The sequence below is a fragment of the Embleya sp. NPDC008237 genome (genome assembly GCF_042956465.1).
GTDB lineage: Bacteria > Actinomycetota > Actinomycetes > Streptomycetales > Streptomycetaceae > Embleya.
The window spans coordinates 117,186-139,455 of the sequence record NZ_JBIBGL010000017.1 but is presented as its reverse complement, the minus strand read 5'-3'; the positions used below and the strand labels follow the sequence as shown (position 1 = coordinate 139,455).

Genomic DNA, 22,270 nt, shown 5'->3' with positions numbered 1-22,270 from the left:
GCGGCCCATGCGGCCGGCCGACATTGTCTCACCCGGGCCCGCGCGGCTCACCCGCTTCGCCGCACCGCCGCGATCGAGCCCGCCGCGGCGAGTGCGGCCATCACCGCCCCGGCCGCGACCACCGTGCCCGCCCGGTGGTCGCCTTGACCCATCAGCCACACGCCCCACGACGTCGCGCCGTACAGGACGGCCAGGTTCCACGACAGCGCCACCGCCGTGAAGCCCGGTGCGTGCGAGGCCACCAGCGTCTGCTGGTTGGTGTCGAAGGCCCCTGCGGCAAGGAACCACACCAGCACCGCCACGACGTTGAGCCACAGCGGCCGGCCGCCCACCGCCACCACCAGCGCCACCAGGAGCACGAGCGTCCACACGGGCAAGAGCCGGTCCTCGGCGCGTCCCCTCGCCCGCGCCGCGTCTCCCACCCTGCCCCCGAGGGCCGCGCCCGCGAACATTCCCAGTCCGCTGAGCAGCCCCACCGTGCCCAGAGCACTCGCGGACAGGTCGTAGCGGGTGTCGAGCACGTCGGCGAGGTAGGTGTAGGCGCCGAGGTTGGCGGCGTGGAACAGGAAGGTGATCGCCAACGTGCGCCGCAGCGGGCCGTGGGTCCACACCTTCAGCAGGGCTCGCGGTCCCTCCCCCGGCTCCCGGGGCCGCTCGCGCGCGCCGCGCAGGCCGTACAGGAGCAGCGGCAGCGTGACCGCGGCTCCCACGCCCAGGAGCGCGAACGCGCGATGCCACCCGGCGGCGTCGGCGACGAACGCGCCCAGCGGCACCCCGAGCACCTGGCCCAGGGCGAACGCGGCCATCCCCGCGCCCATCGCACTGCCCCGGACCGCGTCCGGCGCGGTGGTCGCGATCCAGGTCCAGATCGCCGGGCCGGCCGTCGCCACCCCGAGCCCGGCGAGCGCGCGCGAGCCGACGAGCAGCGCGAAGTCCCCGGTGAGCGCCGCGATCGCGTTGCCGGCGACGAACAGCGCGGCGCCCGTACCCACCATGACGGTGGGGCCGAGCCGCGGATAGGCCAATCCGAGGAACGGCCCGGCCACCGCCTGAACGAGCACGTACGCGGTGACCAGGTGCGCCGCCGCCGTCACCGACACGTCGAGGTCGGCGGCCACCTCCGGCAGCAGCGGCGACACGAGGTACATCTCGGCGCCGACCATGAACAGGAAGAGGTACAGCGGCAGATAGCCGATCAGCGCCCGGCGCGTCGCCGGTACGGCGGCGTCGGCGTCGGCGTCGGCGCCGGCGGCGGCGGCGCCGACATCGGGTGCGGCGACCCACCCGCTCCCGTCCGCGCTCACAGCGGCAGCACCGGGTCGTAGGCACGCAGCCATACGTCGAAGTTGAGCGCGAGTTCGGCTCCGACGTTGCTGATCAGGCTGCCCTGTTCGGAGACCGTGACGGCGTCGTGCAGCGCGGCGTCGTCGAACAACTCCCGGAGCCGGCAGTCGGGTTCGGCGAGCCGTTCGGCCAGTTGTCCGCGCAGGGCCTGTGCGTAGGCGGGGTCGGGCGTGGAGGGGTAGGGGCTCTTGGGCCGGTACAGCACGGCCTCGGGCAGCAGGTCGGCGACGGCGGCGCGCAGCACGCTCTTCTCCCGGCCGTCGTGGGTGCGCATGCTCCACGGGATGTTGTGCACGTACTCCACCAGGCGGTGGTCGCAGAACGGCACCCGGACCTCCAGGCCGACCGCCATGCTCAGTCGGTCCTTGCGGTCGAGCAGGGTCGGCAGGAATCGGGTGAGCGCCAGGTGCCCGATCTCGTCCACACGATGCTCCGACGCACTCGCGCCGTCGTGGTGTCGCACCTCCCCCAGCGCGGTGCGGTACTGGTCGGCGACGTAGTCCTCGACCGCGAACCGCTCGCGCACGTCCTTGCGGAACAGCGCCAGGATGCGCTGATGCAGCCGGCCGTGCGCCGGCGAGTCGGCCATCCAGGGGAAGGTGTCGGCATGCACCGCCTCGGGGTGGTGGAACCAGCGGTAGCCGCCGAACACCTCGTCGGCCGACTCGCCGGACAGCGCGACCGTGGAGTGCGTGCGGATCGCCGCGAACAACTGGTGCAGGCTCAGGTCGAGGTCGCCGATGCCGATCGGCAGGTCGCGGGCACGCACGCAGGCCTCGCGTACCTCCGGGTCGGCCAGTCGGGTGCCGTCCAGGACGATGTCGCGGTGCTCGCTGCCCAGATGGGCTGCGGCGAGTCGCACGTACGGGTCGTCCTCGGTCTCGGCCGCCCGGCCGGAGGCGTCGGTGAATCCGACCGAGAACGAGCGCGGCGGGCGGCCACCGGGCGGGCGGGCGAGCGCGGTGATCGCGGAGGAGTCCAGGCCGCCGGACAGCAGGGTGCACAGGGGTACGTCGGCGACGAGTTGGCGGGTGACGATGTCCGCCAGGAGTTCGCGTACATGGGCGACGGTCTCGGCCCGGTCGTGGCGGTGCTCGCGCCGTTCCGGTTCCCAGTAGCGTCGTTCGGTCGCGGAGCCGTCGGCACGCACGTGCAGCAGATGTCCCGGGCGCACCTCGCGCAGGTCGGCGTAGGGGGCGCGGCCGGGCACCTTGAGCAGCGGCAGCATCAGCTGCGCCAGTCCCTCGTCGTCGACCCGGGGCCGACCCGCCGGATGGGCCAGGATCGCCTTGGGCTCGGAACCGAAGACGACGCCGGCCGGCAGGGGTCGATAGTAGAGCGGCTTGATGCCCAACCGGTCGCGCACCAGCCACAGTTCGCGGGTGCGGGTGTCCCAGACGGCGAACGCGTACATCCCGTTGAAGCGGCCGACGGCGGCCGGGCCCCAGGTGTGCCACGCCGCCAGGACCACCTCGGTGTCGCCGGTGGTGCGGAAGTGGTGCCCTCGGGCCGCGAGTTCGGCACGCAGTTCACGGTAGTTGTACAACTCGCCGCTGTAGGTGAGCACGAGTCCTTCGCGGCCGGGCTCGCCCAACGGCATGGGTTGGGCGCTGCCGGCCAGGTCCAGGATCGCGAGTCGGCGGTGGCCGAGCGCGGCCGGGCCCGCGTGCCACAGCCCCTCGGCGTCCGGTCCGCGGCAGGTCATGGTGGCCGTCATCGCGGCGAGCAGCAGACGGCTCTCGTGGTCGGGGGTCGCCGTTTCGTCGGGGTGGGTGGTGGAGTGCGGGCGGTGGTGGTCCACCCAGCCGGTGATGCCGCACATGGGGTCGCTCCTCCGTGGTCGGGTGCTTCGGTGCTTCGGTGCCTGGGTACGTCGCCGCTTCGGCGCCCCAGCGTCAGCCCACGCGTACGTGGTACGCGCGCAGCCAGGCGTCCACGCCGAGCAGGTAGCCCAGCCCCGCCGTGGCGCTGCTCGCGGCGCGCGGGCTCGGCAGCGGCCGCCCCGCCTCGACCAGTGCCGTGACGGCCGCGCGGTCGACCAGGTCGAACACGGGCGCGTCCCGGTCCGCCAGCAGGTCCGCGACCCGCTCGCGCAGCGCGGCGGCGTAGCCGGGGTCGGGATTGGCCGGGAAGGCGCTCTTGCGCCGGTGTACGACCTCGGCCGGCAACAGGTCGGCCACCGCCCGGCGCAGCAGGTGTTTCTCCTCGCCGCCGGCGAAGCGCAGCGACCACGGCACGTTCCACACGTACTCCACCAGTCGGTGGTCGCAGAACGGCACGCGCACCTCCAGACCGGTGGCCATGCTCATCCGGTCCTTGCGGTCGAGCAGCGCGGGCAGCCAGCGGGTCAGCGCGAGATAGGACACCTCGCGTACCCGTACGTCGGCGCCCTGTTCACCGGGCAGTCGCGGCACCTCGGCCAGGGCCTCCTCGTAGCGTGCCCGCGCGTACTCGGCCGGGCGTACCCGCTCGCGCACCTCGGGCCGCAGCAGGGAGGCCGGGGTGTCGCGGTCGTACAACCACGGGAAGCCGTCGTGGCCGAGTGCGGCGGGATCGCGGAAGTAGGGGTATCCGCCGAACACCTCATCGGCCGACTCGCCGGACAGCGCCACCGTGGAGTGCCGGCGAACATGCGCGAAGAGCAGGTGGAGCGAGACGTCCATCTCGCCCCAGCCGGGCAGGTCGCGGGCGCGCAGGACACGTTCCTCGTGGCGGCGTACGTCATCGGGGTCTACCACGATGGTGGTGTGTCGGGTGCCCAGGTGGGCGGCGACGGCCCGGGCGTACGGTTCGTCGCGGCTGTCGTGCCACGCGGTGCGGCGGAATCCGGTGTCGGCGCCGGGGAAGTCGACCGAGTAGGTGTCGAGTTTGGCACCGTCGCGGCCCAGCGCCTCGGCGGCGAGCGCGGACACCGCACTGGAGTCGACCCCGCCCGACAGCAGCGAGCCGAGCGGAACGTCGGCGACGAGTTGCCGGGTGACCGTGTCGCGCAGGAGTTCGCGTACGTGGGCCGCGGTGGTGTCGAGGTCGTCGGTGTGCGCGAGCGCGGGCGGGCGCCAGTAGGCGCTCTCCGTCACCCCTCGGGCGTCGGCCCGGACGACATGGCCGGCGCGGACCTGGCGCAGCCCGGCGTAGACGGCGTGTCCGGGGGTGGGCGCGGTGGGCAGGGCGAAGAGTTCGGCGATGCCGGAGTCGTCCAGCGCCGCCTGGAACAGCGGGTTGGCCAGGACGGCCTTGGGCTCGGAGCCGAACAGCACCCCGCCCGGGTGTACGTGGTAGTACAGCGGCTTGACGCCCAACCGGTCGCGGACCAGGAGCAGTTCGCGCGAGCGGGTGTCCCAGATCGCGAACGCGTACATGCCGTTGAGCCGCGGGGCGAGGTCGGCGCCCCATTCCAGGTAGGCGCGCAGCACCACCTCGGTGTCGGAGCGGGTGCGGAACCGGTGGCCGCGCGCGGCGAGTTCGGCGCGCAGTTCGGCGAAGTTGTAGACCTCGCCGCTGTAGGTGAGCACGACGTCCGGGTCGTGCTCGGTGTCGGTCATCGGCTGCCGGCCGCCGTCGAGGTCGATGATCGACAGGCGTCGATGGCCCAGGACGGCGTGCGCAGACGTCCACACGCCGTCGGCGTCGGGTCCGCGGCAGGCCATGGTGGCGGTCATCGCGGCGGCGGTCGCCCGGTGTTCGGGTGCGGTCAGGTCGCGTTCGGTGTCGGTCCATCCGGTGATGCCGCACATGGTGTGCTCTCCTGGGTGCCGGCGGGTGGGTGGGGTCGTCGCGGGGTGGCGGGGTCCGGGTCGGGTCGCGGCTCGGTGGCGGCGGGGTCCGGGTCGGGTCGCGGGTCGCGGACCGGGCCGAGCGGGGGCGGCGACGGGCGACATCGGCCCGTGGGTGCGGCGCCGGCGAGGTACAGGCCGACTCCGTAGACGCGGCAGCCCGGTGCGAGCGTGGCGCGGCTCGCCCGCAGTCCGTCCTCGCGCCAGTAGGTCGCCTCCGCGTCGTCGAGGAGGCGGGCGTCCGGAGCGCCGACGGCGAGGATCTCCACCCGCAGGGCGTGCGCGGTAACCGGCTCCGGCAGCCGGATCACATTCAGCCGGCGGTGGTTGGCGGCGACGTGGTGGATGCGTTCCCAGGGCGCGTCGGGGTGGGTCCGGATCAGGATCCGGTAGCGCGAGACGCACTGGGGTGCCTGCCACAGTCCGGGGGCGGAGCTGATCCGGGCGTTGAGGTCGGTGTCGAAGCGCAGCCGGATCTCGTCGAAGGTGACCGCGGTGTCGTGCACCAGGTCCAGGTGTTGCGGCAGTGGGGCGGCCGGGTCGGACATCCACAGGTTGGGCCACGACTCGGGCCAGTGCAGGCCGTTGACGGCGTTGGCGGGGCCGTAGGGGTATTGGTGCGGGGTCGGACGCAGGGTCAGCGCGGTCCACTTGTCCTGGGCCCAGTGGCGGTAGGCGGGTACGTCGATCTCGTCGGGGTCGAACGCGCCGCGCGCCTCGGTGGTGGGGTCGGGGCCGCCGGTGGAGGTGTGCAGGAATTGCGCGGTACTGCCGGGCGGCAGGTCGGTGGCGGCGATCCAGTGGGCGCCGGCGAGGGCCGGGCCGGTGTGCGCGCCGGCGCCGGGGGTGCCCAGGACGAGGCGGTGCAGGCGTCCGGGGCGGGTCGTGGTGTGCGGGGCGAGCACGACGGGGCCGCTGCCGGGCGGCACGTCGACGGTGCCCTCGGCGACGACGCGGCCGTCCTCGCGCGACCACAGGGTGTCCACCTCCTGGAGTTGCCAGGCGGGCCGCAGCACCGAGGAGGTGTCGTTGTGCAGATGGATCTCGATCTCCTCGAGGCGGTCGCCGGCGACGGGGAACACCTGGGCTCGCGGCACGGTCAGGTCGCGGGTGTGCGCGGGGTCGGGTCGGCCGACGTCGAACCGGGCTTGGCTGGCAGCGCTCGCGCGGGGGGCGGTCAGGCCGGGCGCGAGGTGTTCGCGCAGGGCGGGCACGCGCACGTCGTCGCGCACCAGTCGCTGCTGGATGGGCCCGATGTGCGGCCCGTCGGGGGCGGCGGCCTCGCGGGGGGTGAGGCCGTGCGTGAGGGCGTACGCCGCGGCGGTGCCGACGGCCTGGCCGAGCATGCCCAGGGTTTGCTGTACCCGCAGTGCGCCGAGCGCCACGTGGGTCGCGCTGAGGCAGCGACCGCCGATCCACAGGTTGGCCAGGTCGCGGCTGTAGCAGGCGCGCAGCGGCACCCCGAAGGGTGGTACCCGGGACCAGTGGCGGTAGTTCGCGTCGGCCTGCGACGGCTCGCCGGGGTCGCGCTTGCTCAGCAGTCCGCCCTTGACGTGCAGGTCGAGGTACCAGCCGGCGGTTCCGATCCGATCCGGCCAGTGCGGGTCGCGGTGGCAGTGCCATTCGGTGAGTACGACGTCGCCGAGCAGGCGGCGGCTCTCCCGGCGGCCGGGCAGCGCGCCGATCCAGTCCAGCGCGTAGTCGGCGAGGCGTTCGCGTTCGGGGTGGTGGTTCTTCAGGTGGTCCCACACGCCCAGGGCGTGGCCGAGCAGCGCGTCGCGGACCTCCTCGGCGCCGGTGACCTGGTGGTAGGGGTAGCCGATCTCCAGCCACCAGAAGCCGCCGAACTCGGGGCGGTGCACGTTGCGCAGCTCGCGGAAGGCGCCGATGGCCTTGGCGGTGGCGTAGTGCTCGGCCCAGGCGGGGGCGGTGTAGGGCACCGGGCGCCCGACGTCGCGTGCATGCAGGGTGATGGTGCTGCCCGACGTCGCCCGGTCGCGTACGCGTGGGGCGAGCGGTTCGCCGTATTCGGCCCGGCTCTCGCGGCCGTAGTCGCGCGCGGCGCCGGCCAGCCGGCCGATGGTGCCGTTGCCCGTGCAGTCGGCGAACTGGCGGGCGTGCAGCCGGATGTCCTTCTCGGTGGTCGTCTGGAACGCCTCCAGGCGCACCAGTTCGCGGCCGTGGGCCCCGTCGCGGGTGGCCGCGGTGCGCACGCCGGCGTTGAGGATCACCCGCAGGCCGGGTTGCCGGCGGGTGGCGTCGAGGAGGGTCAGGTCCCAGCCGGAGTTGGTCAGTCCGCCCTCCCAGAACTGCGCGTGGTTGGTGCGGCGGTCGTCCAGGAGCAGGTCCTCGACGATGCCGGTCTCGCGGGCCCAGGCGGACACGTGGCCGGCTCCGGCCGGGGTGACCCGGACCTCGCTGGAGGAGTTGCCGCCCAGGACCGGCCGGTCGTGCACCAGGACGGTGTCGGCGCCCCCGCGCGCGGCGGCCAGCGCCAGGCACAGCCCGGCCAGTCCGCCGCCGACCACGACCAGGTCGGCGTGCACGTCGTCGACGTGCCGGGCGGGCGCGTCCGCCGGGTTCTCGGGGACGACGCCGTGGGTCTCGTCCATCAGTAGTCCCCGTTCGCGGTCCAGCCGCCGTCGAAGGGCAGGGTGGTCGCCGTCACGGCGGCGAAGGTGTCCTCGGTCAGCGCGTGCACGAACGCGGCCACCTCGTCGGCCGCCAGGAGCCGGCCCTGCGGGGTCCGGGTGCGGATGCGGTCCTCGTCCAGGCCGCCGGTGGCCAGCGCGCGCTCGACCATGGGGGTGCGGGTGTAGCCGGGACTGACGCCGACGACGCGGATGCCGTCGGCGGCCCATTCCACGCCGAGCACCTCGGTGAGCATGACCACGCCGGCTTTGGCCGTGCAGTAGGCGGCGCGGTTGCGTCCGGCGCGATGGGCGGTGATGGAGGCGATGTTGACGATCAGGCCGCGGCGGTCCGACAGCGCGCCGTGCAGGGCCTGGCTGGTGTAGAAGACCGCGTTGAGGTCGACCGCCAGGACCCGGTCCCAGCGGCTCGGCGCCAGCGTGGCGGCCGCACCCGAGCCGCCGATACCGGCGGCGTTGACGAGCAGGTCGAGACCGTCGACCGCGTCGGCCGCCTCGACCACCGCGCGGTGGTCGGCGACGTCGACGATGTGTCCGTGTACGCCGTCGCTGTCCTCGTCGGGCGGGGTCAGGTCCCATCCGGTGACCTGCCAGCCGGCGCGGACCAGTCGGCGGGCGGTGGCGGCGCCGATGCCGCTCGCGGCACCGGTCACCACGGCCCTGCGGACGCGAGGCTCGGCTTCGGGAGGGTGTGGGTGCGCCGGCCGCTCGTGCGTCATCGTGGATTCCTTCGTGGTCGGGGGTACGGGTCGGGAGCCGGGCGGGTTCACCGGGGCCGCGGGCATGCGCCCGCGAGTCCGGGCGGGTGCGGGAAGGGGCCGATCGCGGCCTGGTACGCGGCGCCCGCCCGCAGTACCGCCGCGTCGCCGCCCGCCGCGCCGAGGAACTGGACGGCGAACGGCAGCCCTTCGGGCGAGAGCCCGGCGGGTACGGTCAGCGCGGGCGCGCCGACCAGGACCGCGGGTCGGCACAACCGCGGATACACCGCCGTGACCGACTCGTAGGTGCCGCCGCCGTGCCGCACGTACGAGGCGTCCGACGCGGCGGCCGGCACCGGGACGGTGGGCACGACGAGTACGTCGACGCGCGTCGTCACCCGTGCCCAGGCACGCCGCAGGTCGTGCAACCGCCCGCGCAGCGCTGCCCGTTCGGCGGCGTCCACGCGCGCGCCGAGCCGGGCGGCGTCGGCGATCGGGCCGCGCGGCGGGGCCTGGTCGCCGGCCCGGCCGCGCAGGCGGTCTGCGGTGTCGACGGCGATGACGGTACGGGTGAGGTCGCCGTCGAAGCAGTCGTCGGGCACATACGCCTCGTGGAGTTCGGCGCCCGCCGCGCACAGGATCCGCGCCGCCTCGGCGACCGCCGCCGAGATGTACGGCGCGCAGCGTTCGTGGAACCGGCCCGCCGGTACCGCGATCCGCAAACCCCGCACGTCCGCCGCCCGTTCGGCGGACGTCGCCAAATGGGCCGCCGGCTCCAGGACACCGAGCAGCGCCGCGACGTCCTCGACCCGGCCGGCGAGCGGGCCGACCTCGTCGAACGTCTCCGACATCACCGCCAGCCCGCGCCGGTCGATCCGGCCTCGACTCGGCCGCATCCCCACCACGCCGCACAGCGCGGCGGGGATGCGCACCGATCCCACGGTGTCGCTGCCCAGCGCGCCGGGCACCAGGCCCGCGGCCACCGCGACCGCCGAACCCCCGCTCGACCAGCCGGGGGTGCGTGACCGGTCCCACGGGTTGCGCGCGGGCGAGTCGAAGTCGAACAGGTCGGGCGCGACCGTGGTGCCCAGCGGCACCGCACCCGCCGCCCGCAGCGCGGCCGGCGCCGCGGCCTCCCGGCGGCCGGGCGCCGCGGTGTCGAACAGTCGCTTGCAGGCGACCGGCACGCCGTGCAGCGGCCCGAGGGCCCGGCCCGCGAGCACCGCCCGCTCGGCGTGTACCGCCGCCTCCCGGGCGCCGTCGAGGTCGAGTGCGTGAAATGCCCGCAGGTCCGGGTCGAGAGCCTGGATCCGGTCGAGGTGCCGGGACAGCAACTCGACCGGGGAGAGCAGGTGTTCGCGCACCAGCCGGGCCGCCTCGACCACGCCGGGGCCGGCCGCGTCGGCCCGCCCGACCGCCGTCGGGGCGTCGCCGACCGCCTCACGCATCGGCCGTGCCCCCGTCCGCGAGCGCCGGGTGCACCACGTCCCCGTCGAAGGTGAACGTCCGCTCCGGCGCGCCCGCGAGCAGGCCCGCCCACTGGTCGAGGAGGGTGTGGAACCGATCCGGGTGTTCGAGGTGGAGGAAGTGCCCGCCGTCCGCCCAGACCAGACTGCGCGAGGGCACCGGGCCCCGGTTCGCGCTCGCCGCGAGCACACCCGCCTCCCAACGGGCCCGCTCCCGGTCCCGGTTGAGCGCGAGCACCGGACACGCCCGCCGCGCCAGGTAGCGCCCGCTCGCCGGTTCGATGGACAGCGCCCCCTCCGACAGGTGCAGGTCCGCCAGCGTGCGCCAGATCGTCCGGGCCGGGATGCCCGCCGTGCGGCGCAAAAGGTACTCCCGCAACCGAGGATGCCGCATGGCGTCGACCGAGCCCGCGACGAGTTCGGCGCCGAACGCGGCGTCGCCCGCGCGCAGTCGGCGCACCCACGGCTCGACCCGCGAATGGTGGCCCGCCGGCCGGCCGTACGCCGGGTCGACCACCAGCAGGCCGGCAACCGGTACAGGTTGCCCGACCGCCAGGATCGACGCGACGACGGCGCCCAACGAGTGGCCGACCAGGATCACCGGACCGGTCACCGCCCGCTCGCCGAGCACGAACGCCACATCCGCGGCGAGTGTGTGCGGCCGGTGGTCGTCGTCCGGCGCCGGCGCCGAACCGCCGTGCCCGCGCAGGTCCACGGCCAGCACCCGCCGCTCGGGGGAGAAACGCGCGACGATCGCGTCCCAGTCGTGCGAGTCCGCGCCCCACCCGTGCACGAGCACCAGCGGGGCCTTCGCCGCGTCGGTCGGGCCGGCGTCGACCAGGGCCAGCCGCCCGGCCGGCCCGTCCACGTGCAGGCGCGCGATCCCCTCCCCCGGCACGTATGCCTGCTCGACGGCGCCCGTACGGGCCCTCACGAGGACTCCCGCGCGGGGCTGCTCGCCCGCCAGCGGCATCCACGATCGCCGTCCTCGGCCAACAGCTCGAACTCGGGGCGGTAGCCGCGGGCCGCGATGTTGGCGGAGGTCGCCTTCGTGCAGTACTCGCACGGCGACGCCAGGGTGATCGGCACGCCCCGGCTGCGCGCGCGTTCGCGGTAGTCCCAGATCGAGCAGTGCGAGATCAGCAATTCGGAGTGTTCGGGCGAGGACTCGACCACCCGGTAGCGGGAGCCGTACAACTCGGCCTGGCGGCGTACCCGCCCGATCACGTCCGCACTGCCGCCGCCGTGATCGCGCTCGACCGCGCCGTGTACGGCCGCGTTGGCCCTGGCCCAGCCGGCCAACTCGCCGTGCCCGTAGTGCCCGACGACGAAGCGCTCCATCAGGGCCTGGGCCCGGAAGAACACCCGCTGCCACGCGCCGGGATCGGCGACGCCGGGCTCCGGCAGGTCGGCGAAGATCGCCGACTGCACCCCGATCCACTCCCGCAGTGCCGCGCCCGCGTGTTGCTCCACCAGATACTTGGTCATGCCGGCCTCGGCCTCGAACAGCCGTTGTTGCCAAAGGCCGACACGTTCTGCGTCGGTCATCCCCCGCTCCTCGCCCGCCGCCCGGGTGGGCGCGGCGCCGACGGGCGGTACGGGCGACGCCGCCGTCTGCTCCTTGACCGGCACCTCACACCGCCTCTGCGGCCGACGCCCACACCGGCCGGGTCAGCGGTCGGTCCACCGCGTCGAGGACCCGCTCCAGGGCCTCGACCAGTTCGGCGAACTCGGGTCCGGTCAACGCCTGATCGGCGTCGCACTGCGCACTCGCCGCGTCGGTGTGCACGTCCACGAGCAGCCCGTCGGCCCCGGCCGCCGCGGCGGCCAGCGCCATCGGCCGGACGAGATCGGCGCGTCCGCTGGCATGGCTGGGGTCGACGATGACCGGCAGGTGACTCACCCGCTTGACCACCGGTATCGCGCTCAGGTCCAGGGTGAAGCGGGTCGAGGGCTCGTAGGAACGAATGCCGCGCTCGCACAGGATCACGTTCGGATTGCCCTCCAGGAGCACGTACTCCGCCGCGAGCAGCCACTCCTCCACGGTCGCGGACAGTCCGCGCTTGAGCAGTACGGGCAGGCCCGACCGCCCCGCCTCGCGCAGCAGCGGGTAGTTCTGCATGTTGCGTGCGCCGATCTGGAGGATGTCCGCGCTCTTCGCGACGCGTTCGATCCAGGCCGGCTCCAACACCTCGGTGACCACCGGCAGTCCGGTCCGGGCCCGCTGCTCCTCGAGGAGTCGCAGGCCGCTCTCCTCCAGGCCCTGGAAGCTGTACGGCGAACTGCGCGGCTTGAACGCTCCGCCGCGCAGCACCGCCGCACCGCCGGCGGCGACCGCCCGGGCCACGGAGTCCAGTTGCCCGGCGTTCTCCACCGCGCACGGACCCGCGGCGACGACGAACCCGGGGCCGCCGATCACCACTCCCGCCCCGATGTCGACGGTCGTGGTGGTCGGCCGGAACACCCGTGAGGTCAAGCGATACTTGCCCGGGGTCACGGTGACCTCCGCAACCCCGGGCAGGCCGCGTATCCACGTACTCTCGCCCGCCGACACCCCGCGCTCGGATACCAGCACGGCCCGTCCGCCGCCGTCGGTGCCGGGTGTCGTCGCCACGCCCGCCGAGGCCAGCTCGGCCGAGATCCCGGCGGCGCGCACGGCGTCGATCTCCTGCTCCAAAACCACGATCATCGTTCCGTCCTCCTGATGGGGGGAGAGTCCGCCGCGACCCCGGACGGGGGCGGTGGTGGTGTCGGGGACGTGGCCCGCGCGCGCTCCCGGCCGGGCAGCGCGCGCAGCAGCGTCCTGGTGTACTCGTGCTCCGGGTCGGTGAACACCCTCTCGACATCGCCCTGTTCGACCACGCGGCCGTCGTGCATGACCAGCACGCGATCGCAGACGTGGTGGACCACGCCCAGATCGTGCGAGATGAACAACAGCGCCAGGCCGTAGCTCTCGCGCAGGTCGGCCAGCAGATCGAGCACCTGCGCCTGCACCGACACGTCCAGCGCGGACACCGGCTCGTCGCAGACCAGCACCCGAGGTTCGGTGGCCAACGCCCGGGCGATGGCGACCCGTTGACGCTGTCCGCCGGACAGGGTCGCCGGCCTGCTCCCCAGGTGGTCGGCGGCCAGGCCGACCCGAAGGAGCAGGTCCACCGCGCGCTCCCGACGCGCCGCGCCACGCGGGACGCCGACCGTGCCCAGCGCCTCGCCCAGCAACCGCCCGACGCTCCAGCGCGGATCGAACGACCCGAGCGGGTCCTGGGTGACGACCTGGAGGCGGCGGCGCAGCGGGCGGCGCACCCGTTCGGGCACTGCGCTCCAGGGTCGGCCGTCGAAGTGCACGCTCCCGGTGTCCGGGGTCGCCAGGCCCAGGAGCATGCGAGCCGCGGTCGTCTTGCCCGATCCCGACTCGCCGACCAGTCCCACGGCTTCCCCGGGGCGGATGCTCACCGAGAACTCGCGCACCGCGTCACGCACGCCGCCGTCCGCGTCGGTGAAGCGCTTGCCGATGGCGCGTGCCTCCAGGAGCACCGCGTCGGGGTCGTCCCGGTTCGGTGGCGGGCCGGCTTCTCGGGCGGGTGCGTCGTCCGGACCGGGCGAGAGCCGGCGACCGCGTGTGCGTTCCGACGGTACGGCCGCCAACAGCAGCCGTGTGTAGGGGTGTTCCGGCTCGCGCAGGACCCGCTCGGCCGGTCCCTGTTCGACGATCACGCCGTCGCGCATCACCGCCACGCGGTCGGCGACGCGCGAGACCACGGCCAGGTCGTGGCTGATCAGCAACAGGCCCATGCCCCGGGCGCGTTTGTCGGCGAGCAGGTCGAGGATCTGCGCCTGCACGGTGACGTCCAGCGCGGTGGTCGGCTCGTCGGCGATCAGCAGGGCGGGTTCGGCCGCCAACGCGGAGGCGATCAGGGCGCGTTGGCGCAGTCCGCCGGAGAGCTGGTGCGGATACTGGCGGACCCGGCGTGCCGGATCGGGGATGCCGGCGTCGGCGAGCAGGTCGAGTACACGTTCGTCGACCAGGTCGCGCGGGACCACCGCGTGGGTGCGCAGCGGCTCGGCCACCTCGGCGCCGACGGTGCGCAGGACGTCCAACGACACCAGCGCGTCCTGGAGGACGAAGCCGATCCGCCGCCCGCGCACCTCGCGCCAGGCCCGCGTGTCGAAGCGGGTCGCGTCGCGCCCGTCGACCAGCATGCGGGCGCAGGAGACGTGTGCGCGCGGTCCGGCCAGACCCACCAGGGCGCGCGCGGTCACGCTCTTCCCGGAGCCCGACTCGCCCACCAGGGCCAGGCATTCGCCGGGGGCCACCGACAGGTCCACCCCGTCCACGGCACGCTCGCGTCGGCGGCCGGTGCCGAAGTCGACGCGCAGTTGGGCGATCTCGACCAGCGCGGTCGGGTCGGGGACGGTCTCGGTGCCGGGCCGCGTTCGGGTGGGCGCGGTCATCGGGTCGCCTCCGTCCCGCGTTCGCGCAGGGCGCGTCCGAGTACGGTGACCGCCATCACCACTGCGGCCACCGCGAGTCCGGGGAAGACGGTGGTCCACCACGCGGTCTGGACGAAGTCCTGGCCGTCGGCGAGCATCACGCCCCACTCGGCGGCGGGCGGTCGCGGTCCCATCCCCAGGTAGCTCAGCGCGGCTCCGGAGACCACGGCGGTGCCGGTGCCGATCGACGCAAGCACCAGGAGCGGGCCCAGGGTGTTCGGCAGGATGTGCCGCAGGACCAGGGCCGGGCGGGACACGCCCAGGGCGACCCCGGCCTCGACGAAGTCGGCGCGGCGCACCACAAGCGCGCGCGAGCGCACCAGTCGGGCGTATCCGGGGACTGACGCGACCCCGATGGACACCAGTACGTTGGTGGTTCCGGGCCCGGTGACGGTGATCACCAGGAGCGCGAGCAGCAGTTCCGGGAAGGCCGTCAGGATGTCGGTCACCCGCATCGACACGGCGTCCGCCGCCCGGCCGCCCAGACCCGCGACGAGACCGATCACGGTGCCCACGACGGCGCCGATCACGGTGGCACCGACACCGATTTGCAACGACAGTCGTGCGCCGTGCACCACGCGGGCGTAGACGTCGCGGCCGAGTTGGTCGGTGCCGAACGGATGCTCGGCGTCCGGTGGGCGCAGCGCCCGGGCCGGCGCGGTCGCGTCGGGCGACCGGTCGGTCAACGACTCCGGCCACAGGGCGGCGAGTACGGCACCGGCCACCACGAGCAGGGCCAGGGCCACGCCGGGGCGCAGCCGGGCGGCGCGGGCCGCCCGAGCCGCGCGGGCCGCGGTCGGACGCGCGAGCACATACGCCGTCGTGCTCATACGGGACTCTCCTTCGCCGCGGTGGTGGGCTTCGGTCGGGTGCGGTGCGCGGTGGGCGCGGTCCGCAGACGTGGGTCCAGGGCCGGGTAGGCCAGGTCGACCAGCAGGTTGACGCAGGTGAAGGCCGCGGCCGACAGCAGTACGATTGCCGCGACCACCGGTGTGTCCTTGGAGCCGACGGCCGCCAGCAGCACTCGGCCCAGACCCGGTCGGGCGAACACCGTCTCGATCAGCACCGCGCCGCCGAGCAGGCTGCCGACCACCCACCCGGCCAGGGTGACCACCGGGATCGCGGCGTGCCGCAGCGCGTGGCGGGTCAGCACCAGTGCCTCGGGGACGCCGCGGGTGCGCACGGTGAGCACGAACGGCTGGGTGAGCGCCTCGTCCAGGCACTGACGCAGCACTTGGGCGAGGACCCCGGCCACGGGCAGCGCGAGGGTGACGGCGGGCAACACCAGCGCCGCGAAGCCCTGGTCGCCGGCGACGGGGAACAGGTGCCACCGAAAGGACAGGAAGCTGAGCGCGAGCAGGCCGAGCCAGAACGAGGGCAGCGACACCACGGCCAACTCGGCGCCGGACACCAGGCCCCGGACCACCCGCCCGCGACCGGCCGTGGCCAGCGCGGTGACCACGGCCGACACGCTCGCGAGCAGCACGGCCGAGAGCGCGAGCGCGCAGGTCGGCCAGACCTGGTCGGCGAGCACCGCGGTCACCGGTCGGCCCAACTGGTAGGAACGGCCCAGGTCGCCGCCGATCAGCCGGCCCAGCCACCTGCCGTACTGCACGATCAGCGGTTGGTCGAAGCCGTACTCCTGGGTGATCTGCCGGCGCAGCCCCGGGGTGGGGCTGACCGTGGGGCCGACGACGGCGTCCACGGGGTCGCCGCCGATGCGGTGCAGCGCCACGAACGTCACCGTCGCCGCGCCCCACAACACCACCACGCCGGCGAGCAGTCGGCGCGCCACGTAGCCGGCGAGCGCGGGCATCAGCCGCGTCCGTTCAGCCATACGTCGCGGAACAACGGCCACGCGTTCGCGTCGAACGTGAGTCCGTGTACCGCGCCGGTCGTGGAGATCACGCGTCGGCCGACGTAGGTGGGCAACGCGTAGCCCTGTTCGACGATCCGGGCCTGGATGTCGGCGTAGCGGGTCCGGCGCAGCGCCGGATCCCCGCTCGCGGAGGCCTCGCGCAGCCACGCGTCCAATTGCGGGTCGTGCAGCCGCGCGGCGTTGGTGCCGCCCTGGGCGAACTGCTGCTCGGAGTCGAACAGGGCGCGCAGCAGGTCGGGTTCGGCGCCGCCCCAGCTGAAACCGATCAGGTCGTAGTCGCCGGCGTTGCGCCGCGGCAGGTAGTCGTTCGCGGTGGACTGCACCAGGTCGAGGCGGATGCCGACCTTCTTGAGGTCGGCCTGGACGCCCACGTCGAGGGTGCGCCGGTCGGTGACGGTGAACTCGGGGACGAACGGCAGTGCGACGGTGAGGGTGTGTCCGTCGCGGGTGCGGTAGCCGGCGGAGTCGCGGCCGGTCCAGCCGAGTTCGTCGAGGAGGGCGTCGGCCTTGGCGGGGTCGTGTCCCCAAGTGCCTTGCGCCGCCCGGTCGTAGCCGGTGGTGGAGGGTCCGAGCACGCTGAACGCCTGGGGGAAGCGGCCGAAGAAGACGGCCTTGAGCAGGGGCGCGAGGTCCACCGCGTAGCGCACCGCGAGGCGGGCGCGGACGTCGTCGAAGGGCGGTCGCGAGCTGTTGAAGAAGTACGTGTAGCCCAGGCCCGGCAGGTCGGCCGTGGTGGTGCGCAGGCGGTGGTCGGCCTCGAGGACGCCGACACTCTGCGGGGGCACGTTGTCGATCGCGTCGACTTGGCCGCTGCGCAGGGTGCCGACCCGGACGGAGCCGGTGGGCAGGTAGCGGATGACGAGTTTGTCGAGGTGGGCCGCGCCGGGGTGGGCGGCGTTGGCCGGGGCCCAGGTGTAGTCGGGGTTGCGGGCGAACTCGTCCTGTTGGCCCTTGGTGTGCGCGGTGAAGCGGAAGGGACCGGTGCCGACGGTGGCCGGCCCGCCGGCGCACAGGTCGGCGGCCTGGGTGCGGAGCGTGCGGGGCGAGTGCATGCCGAGGTAGGTGGTACCGAGGGCGTGCAGGAACGGGGCGAAGGGGCGGGCGAGTCGCACCTGCACGGTGTGCGGGCCGGTGACCGTGGTGCTCTGGTAGGAGCCGATCAGGGAGGCCGCGTACTGGGATTTGGTGGCGGGGGCGGCGATGTGGTCGAGGTTGGCCTTGACGGCCTCGGCGTCGAACGGTGTGCCGTCGGTGAAGCGTACGTCGGTGCGTAACTCGAACGTGTAGGTGGTGCCGTCCGGGGAGAGTGTCCACGAACTCGCCAGCCACGGCACGAACTTCCCGCCGGGCTCCTCCGCGACGAGCGAGTCGAACACGTTGCGCATGACGACGGCGGTGATGTCTGCGGGGCTGACGTGCGGGTCGTAGCAGTCGGGTTCCTTGTCGGTGGCGAAGGTCAGCGTGCCGCCGTCCCTGGGCGGGCCCGCGTCGGCGCCGGTACCGGTGTGGCCCGTCGACCCGGAGCAGGAGACGAGCCCCGCCGCCAGGGCCAAGGCGCCTGCGGCCAGCCTGACTCTCGATCGCGTGTACATGTTCTCTCCGGGTTCGTGGCGGCGTGCCGTGGCGTTCGTGGCGTGACGTGGCGAACCTCGGCCACGCGGCGTCGGAAGCCGAGGCGAGGTCACGCGGGAGTCGCGAGTGGGTGTGCGGATGCGGCCGCCGGTCGCGCGGCGCCGCGTCAGGCGCGCCGAGCGGGCTCGGCGGGCGGGGCGACGCGGCGTCGAGCCGGGCGGAGGAGGCGCGGGCGCCGGAGGGCGCCGTGCGCGTACGAGGAGGCGGGCCGTCGGGAGGAGGCGACTACGAGGTCGTCTACAAGCAACACACGGCGGCGGCCAACCGGCCCAGATCCACGGTGCGTCGCGTCGTCAGCCAACGTCCTTCGTCCACGGGCTCAGAATGGCGGGCCGACACGCGAGGCGTCAACATGACCCAGATCACACAAAGGACCGAAGGTACGGATGACCATACCTTTCGCTTCGGATCCGAAGTCACGGCCGTGGCCTCGGGTTTCGGGTGACGTCCCGGGCGGACTCGATGAACACGGCCGGCGTCGGGGACGGTTCGCGGCGCGCACGGGCCAGGCCGGTCCGCCGGCGTGCGGCGGGGCGGTCGACCGGGACGGGGCGCAGACCCGGCGCGATGGCGCCGGCGCGGGCGGACACCAGCGCCGCGCCGATGCCTGCGGCCACCAGGGCCGGTACGGTCTGGACGTCGTGGGCGCGCTGGAGGATCCGGGGACGCAGTCGCGTCGCGGGCGTCGGGCAACAACGCCCGCCCCGGCGCGGTGAGGTGGGCACCATGCCGACCGCGCCGGAGCAACGCGCCGCCGACGCGGGCCTCGAGCGCCTGGATCCGCTTGGTGAGCGCGGGCTGCATCGGGCGGGCCCGGTTGTACCGGCCGGCGGCGGGCGAGGACAAGAACCGGCCGCACATGGCCCCGGTGCTCTCCACTCGCACGATCGACTGGGACCTGATAGCCCAGCAGTACGACCGGATGGTGAAGTACACCACCGCCCTGCGGCTGGGCACCGCCGAGGCCGAGCAGGTCCTGCGCCGCTTCACCGAGGGCGGCCCCAAGCACCCGACCTACCAGGCGATCGAGGAGCTGGGGCGCGTAGTGCGGACGGCGTTCATCTGCGACTACCTGTCGGATGCGGCGATGCGCAAGGAGATCGGCGAGGGCTTGCAGGTGGCGGAGAACTGGAACTCGGCGAACTCCGACCTGTTCTACGGCAAGGACGGCGACCTGACGGGTGCGGACAAGGAGAGCCAGGAGGCTCGATGCTCGCCCTGCACCTTTTGCGGAGCAGTCTCGTGCATGTCAATACCTTGCTGGTACAACGGGGTTTGGCGGATCCGAAGTGGGCGGACACGCTCACCGAGGCGGACCGGCGGGGCTGTCGCCGCGAGCTCCGCAGGCGGAGGCAGCGGCAGTTCCGGCATGAGACCTGGGCCGGTCCTGGCCGGAGCCCAGGCGACGTGCGTGAGTGTCACCAAGGGTGTGGGTGGCAGTCACGAGGGGGATGCGTCGCTTCTGCCGGCCGCGGTGGCTCTTTGGACGCAGTCGCGGAGCAGGGCGCGGCGCCGCTCGTGTACGTCATCGGGTTCTTGGCTGCCGGCCGCGTATACGTTGCTGACCGGTGACCAGGCCATGGACATGGCGATGACCATGGCCATGATGTCGAACGGGTCACCCGCACGAACCCGCCCGGCGTCCTGGGCCTCGGCGATGGCCCTGAGCTTGCGGTCGTCGTAGTGCTGGTGCGTCTCGACGAGGTGCCCGTCGGGACGGCGCTCCAGTCGTGTCCAGGTCGCCAGTCGGATGAGGTCGGGGCGGCGCAGGTATTCGTCGTAGAGACGGACGGCCCAGCCCGCGAGATCGTCGGCGTCGATGGGCACGACGTTGGTGATGCGCTCCAGCGAGCTGAGGAAGATCGCGTCGAAGAGTCGTTCCTTGTCGCCGAAGTAGGCGTAGAGCTGTGCCTTGTTGGTGCGCGCTGCCGTCACGATGCGTTCGATGCGCGCCCCGGCGATGCCGTGCTGGGCGAACTCTTCGGTGGCGGCGTCCAGGATGCGCTGGTAGGTCGCGGCGCCTCGCGAGGTCTGGGGCTGTTCCGGCATGCCCACATCATATCAAACAGAACAGTAGGTTTGCCTTGGGGTGCGATCGCGCTTACGCTGCAACAGACAGAATAGTCTGTTTAAGGAGTCACGTATGCGAACGACCACCGGATGGCAGGCGGCCGGTCCGACGGCGCTGCGGCGCGCGGCGCTGGAGCGCCGTGACCTGCGCCCGGATGACATCGCGGTGCAGGTCGACTACTGCGGCGTGTGCCACACCGACCTGCACGCCCTGCACGCCTGGGACCAGCACACGAGAGCGCCCCTGGTGCCCGGTCACGAATTCACCGGCGTGGTGACCGGGACCGGCGCCGTGGTGACCACCTTCTCGGTCGGCGACCGCGTCGCGGTGGGCAACATCGTCGACTCCTGCGGCGTGTGCGTCATGTGTGAAGCCGGACAGGAGAATTTCTGCCACTCCTTCCCGACTCTGACCTACGGCGGCACCGACCGGCAGGACGGGTCGACCACCCTGGGCGGCTACTCCCGCGAGTACGTCGTGCGCGACACCTTCGCCTACCCGCTCCCCTCCGGCCTCGACCCGGCCGCAGCCGCCCCGCTGATGTGCGCCGGCGTCACCGTGTGGGAACCCCTGCGCTCCCTGGGCGTGGGCCCCGGCAGTCGCGTCGCCGTGGCCGGCCTCGGAGGCCTGGGCCACCTCGCGGTCAAGATGGCCGTGGCGCTCGGCGCCACCACGACCGTCATCAGCCGCACCCGGGACAAGCTCGACGACGCCCGCAAGCTCGGCGCTCACGACCTCGTCGACTCCACCGACAGCCGGCGGATGGCCACGGCACGCGACACGTTCGACGTCGTCATCGACACCATCCCCGCCCCTCACGACCTCGCCCCGTATCTGAAGCTGGTGACGATGGACGGCACCCTCAGCCTCCTCGGGTACCTGGGCCCCGTCACCGTCGAAGCGACGGACCTGCTCATCGGCCGCAAGAAGCTCAGTTCCGCGGGCAGCGGAGGCCGCCCGGCGACAGCCGAGATGCTCCAATTCTGCGCCGACAACGGCATCGCCGCCGACATCGAAGTACTCCCGTCGTCACAGGTGGACACCGCACTCGACCGCCTCCGGCGAAACGACGTCCGCTACCGCTTCGTGCTCGACATGTCCGACCTGGACTGAAGAGACAGCGCAAATCCGGACTCATAACGGACCCTCAAGAGTCTTGCCCGCCGGCCGGGTCGGAAGCCGATCTCGTCGAACGCCATCCGTGCCCGAAGTGCATGGCGGCTCCCGGCTCGCCGTGCCGCTCGCGCTCCGGCCCGGTCGCCTCCGCCTGCGCCGACGCTGTGACCTGGGGCTTCTCGCGGTGTCTCACGACGTGTCCAGTCCCGGAATCTCACGACCGTGTCCGAATCCTCGGATCGGACGCCGAGTGCGCGCCTGTCCTGTCGCAATGCAGATGGCGATTGAGACGCCTGCGAGCCGGGTGGTTGCCATGTTCGTTTGAAGAACGCAGGTTCCGCTGTTCTCAAACGACATGGCTTTTGCAGGAGGAACGGCAGGGCGGATCACGGGTACCGAGGGTGGGGTAGTGCCGAAACCCGTCCGGCCATGACTGCCAGGCGGCGTGGTGACGTGGACGTCCGTCCGGTCGTGGTGTCGCTCAGTGGTGAGAACTCGGCGGGGTGGCGGCCCGATCAGGCCCGGGATTCCGCGAGCCGACAGCCGAGCAGTCCGTCCGACCACTCGGGTCCGAAGGCGACGCCCACGGAGATCAACGATGGAACTCCATAGCCACATCGGGCATGAAGGGGCATGACAACAACCGATCTCCGCACGAGCGTCGCGGACGCCGAGTTGTGGGCGCGGGTCCACGACGGCGACGGCGACGCCTACGCGCAGCTGTACCGGCGACATTCCGACGCCGTCCTGACCCACTGCTTCCGACGAACCGCTGCGTGGGACTCGGCCGAAGACGCGACGTCGATGGTCTTCCTCGAAACCTGGCGACTGCGCAAGCGCGTGCTCGTTGCCGACGCCGGATCGTTGCTGCCCTGGCTGCTCGGCGTCGCCAACAACGTCATCCACCGACACCGCCGCTCCCGCGCCCGGCCCCGGCGCGCGCTGGACCGCCTGCACCACCTCACCGAACGCGCGGGCGAGCCCGATCACGCCGACTTCGTCGCGCAACGACTGGCCGACGAGGGCCGCATGCGCCTGGTACGCGAAGCCCTCGGCCACCTCAGCCGCACCGAGCAGGAGGCGTTCACGCTCTGCGTCTGGGCGGAGCTGAGCTACGTGAGATTAGGACACGCGGGATGAGCCCTACAG

At 73.3% G+C, this 22,270-nt stretch carries 17 protein-coding genes and 2 pseudogenes; 3 read left to right on the top strand and 16 right to left on the bottom strand.

Features of this window, described 5'->3' with window-relative positions; translation table 11 throughout:
- Positions 1-47 precede the first annotated feature (47 nt).
- The 15 genes and pseudogenes from ACFZBU_RS36125 to ACFZBU_RS36055 all read right to left on the bottom strand — a co-directional run.
- On the bottom strand, positions 48-1,304 hold the full coding sequence (locus ACFZBU_RS36125; protein ID WP_391587966.1) for an MFS transporter: 1,257 nt from the start codon (positions 1,302-1,304) through the stop codon (positions 48-50).
- Positions 1,301-3,166, bottom strand: coding sequence for an asparagine synthase (glutamine-hydrolyzing) (asnB, locus tag ACFZBU_RS36120; protein ID WP_391587965.1), 1,866 nt, complete (start codon positions 3,164-3,166; stop codon positions 1,301-1,303). Before asnB (ACFZBU_RS36120) ends, ACFZBU_RS36125 begins: the two co-directional genes overlap by 4 nt.
- A 73-nt stretch (positions 3,167-3,239) precedes the next feature.
- The gene (asnB, locus tag ACFZBU_RS36115; protein ID WP_391587964.1) at positions 3,240-5,078 is read right to left on the bottom strand and encodes an asparagine synthase (glutamine-hydrolyzing); all 1,839 of its coding nucleotides are present in this window, start codon (positions 5,076-5,078) and stop codon (positions 3,240-3,242) included.
- Complete coding sequence (locus ACFZBU_RS36110; RefSeq protein WP_391587963.1) at positions 5,036-7,729, bottom strand: FAD-dependent oxidoreductase; 2,694 nt, start codon at positions 7,727-7,729, stop codon at positions 5,036-5,038. Before ACFZBU_RS36110 ends, asnB (ACFZBU_RS36115) begins: the two co-directional genes overlap by 43 nt.
- Positions 7,729-8,487: an SDR family NAD(P)-dependent oxidoreductase gene (locus ACFZBU_RS36105; RefSeq protein ID WP_391587962.1), complete on the bottom strand. Its 759-nt coding sequence runs from the start codon at positions 8,485-8,487 to the stop codon at positions 7,729-7,731. Before ACFZBU_RS36105 ends, ACFZBU_RS36110 begins: the two co-directional genes overlap by 1 nt.
- Positions 8,488-8,534: 47 nt before the next feature.
- Positions 8,535-9,914 carry an amidase gene (locus ACFZBU_RS36100; RefSeq protein ID WP_391587961.1) on the bottom strand — a complete coding sequence of 460 codons (1,380 nt, stop codon included), beginning with the start codon at positions 9,912-9,914 and terminating at the stop codon, positions 8,535-8,537.
- Positions 9,907-10,866, bottom strand: a complete 960-nt coding sequence (locus ACFZBU_RS36095; RefSeq protein ID WP_391587960.1) for an alpha/beta fold hydrolase — start codon at positions 10,864-10,866, stop codon at positions 9,907-9,909. The genes ACFZBU_RS36100 and ACFZBU_RS36095 overlap by 8 nt, the downstream gene beginning before the upstream one ends.
- Positions 10,863-11,480, bottom strand: coding sequence for a hypothetical protein (locus ACFZBU_RS36090; protein WP_391587959.1), 618 nt, complete (start codon positions 11,478-11,480; stop codon positions 10,863-10,865). The genes ACFZBU_RS36095 and ACFZBU_RS36090 overlap by 4 nt, the downstream gene beginning before the upstream one ends.
- A gap of 85 nt (positions 11,481-11,565) precedes the next feature.
- Positions 11,566-12,621, bottom strand: coding sequence for a 3-deoxy-7-phosphoheptulonate synthase (aroF, locus tag ACFZBU_RS36085; protein WP_391587958.1), 1,056 nt, complete (start codon positions 12,619-12,621; stop codon positions 11,566-11,568).
- The gene (locus tag ACFZBU_RS36080; RefSeq protein ID WP_391587957.1) at positions 12,618-14,384 is read right to left on the bottom strand and encodes a dipeptide ABC transporter ATP-binding protein; all 1,767 of its coding nucleotides are present in this window, start codon (positions 14,382-14,384) and stop codon (positions 12,618-12,620) included. The genes aroF and ACFZBU_RS36080 overlap by 4 nt, the downstream gene beginning before the upstream one ends.
- Positions 14,381-15,253: an ABC transporter permease gene (locus tag ACFZBU_RS36075; RefSeq protein ID WP_391587956.1), complete on the bottom strand. Its 873-nt coding sequence runs from the start codon at positions 15,251-15,253 to the stop codon at positions 14,381-14,383. Before ACFZBU_RS36075 ends, ACFZBU_RS36080 begins: the two co-directional genes overlap by 4 nt.
- The gene (locus ACFZBU_RS36070) at positions 15,250-16,260 is read right to left on the bottom strand and encodes an ABC transporter permease (protein ID WP_391587955.1); all 1,011 of its coding nucleotides are present in this window, start codon (positions 16,258-16,260) and stop codon (positions 15,250-15,252) included. Before ACFZBU_RS36070 ends, ACFZBU_RS36075 begins: the two co-directional genes overlap by 4 nt.
- The gene (locus ACFZBU_RS36065) at positions 16,239-17,894 is read right to left on the bottom strand and encodes an ABC transporter substrate-binding protein (protein WP_391587954.1); all 1,656 of its coding nucleotides are present in this window, start codon (positions 17,892-17,894) and stop codon (positions 16,239-16,241) included. Before ACFZBU_RS36065 ends, ACFZBU_RS36070 begins: the two co-directional genes overlap by 22 nt.
- A 456-nt stretch (positions 17,895-18,350) precedes the next feature.
- Complete coding sequence (locus ACFZBU_RS36060; protein ID WP_391587953.1) at positions 18,351-18,662, bottom strand: LysR substrate-binding domain-containing protein; 312 nt, start codon at positions 18,660-18,662, stop codon at positions 18,351-18,353.
- 19 nt (positions 18,663-18,681) lie between these two features.
- Positions 18,682-18,738: pseudogene (locus ACFZBU_RS36055) on the bottom strand (hypothetical protein); the annotation flags it as partial.
- A 55-nt stretch (positions 18,739-18,793) separates the two neighbouring features.
- Between ACFZBU_RS36055 and ACFZBU_RS36050 the strand changes: the two are divergent.
- Positions 18,794-19,090, top strand: a pseudogene (locus ACFZBU_RS36050) (Tn3 family transposase); the annotation flags it as partial.
- 284 nt (positions 19,091-19,374) lie between these two features.
- Here the strand turns inward: ACFZBU_RS36050 and ACFZBU_RS36045 are convergent.
- On the bottom strand, positions 19,375-19,983 hold the full coding sequence (locus ACFZBU_RS36045; protein WP_391587952.1) for a TetR family transcriptional regulator: 609 nt from the start codon (positions 19,981-19,983) through the stop codon (positions 19,375-19,377).
- Between the two features lie 94 nt (positions 19,984-20,077).
- Between ACFZBU_RS36045 and ACFZBU_RS36040 the strand changes: the two genes are divergently transcribed.
- Both ACFZBU_RS36040 and ACFZBU_RS36035 read left to right on the top strand, forming a co-directional pair.
- Positions 20,078-21,118 carry an NAD(P)-dependent alcohol dehydrogenase gene (locus ACFZBU_RS36040; protein WP_391587951.1) on the top strand — a complete coding sequence of 347 codons (1,041 nt, stop codon included), beginning with the start codon at positions 20,078-20,080 and terminating at the stop codon, positions 21,116-21,118.
- 636 nt (positions 21,119-21,754) lie between these two features.
- On the top strand, positions 21,755-22,261 hold the full coding sequence (locus tag ACFZBU_RS36035; protein ID WP_391587950.1) for an RNA polymerase sigma factor: 507 nt from the start codon (positions 21,755-21,757) through the stop codon (positions 22,259-22,261).
- Positions 22,262-22,270 lie beyond the last annotated feature (9 nt).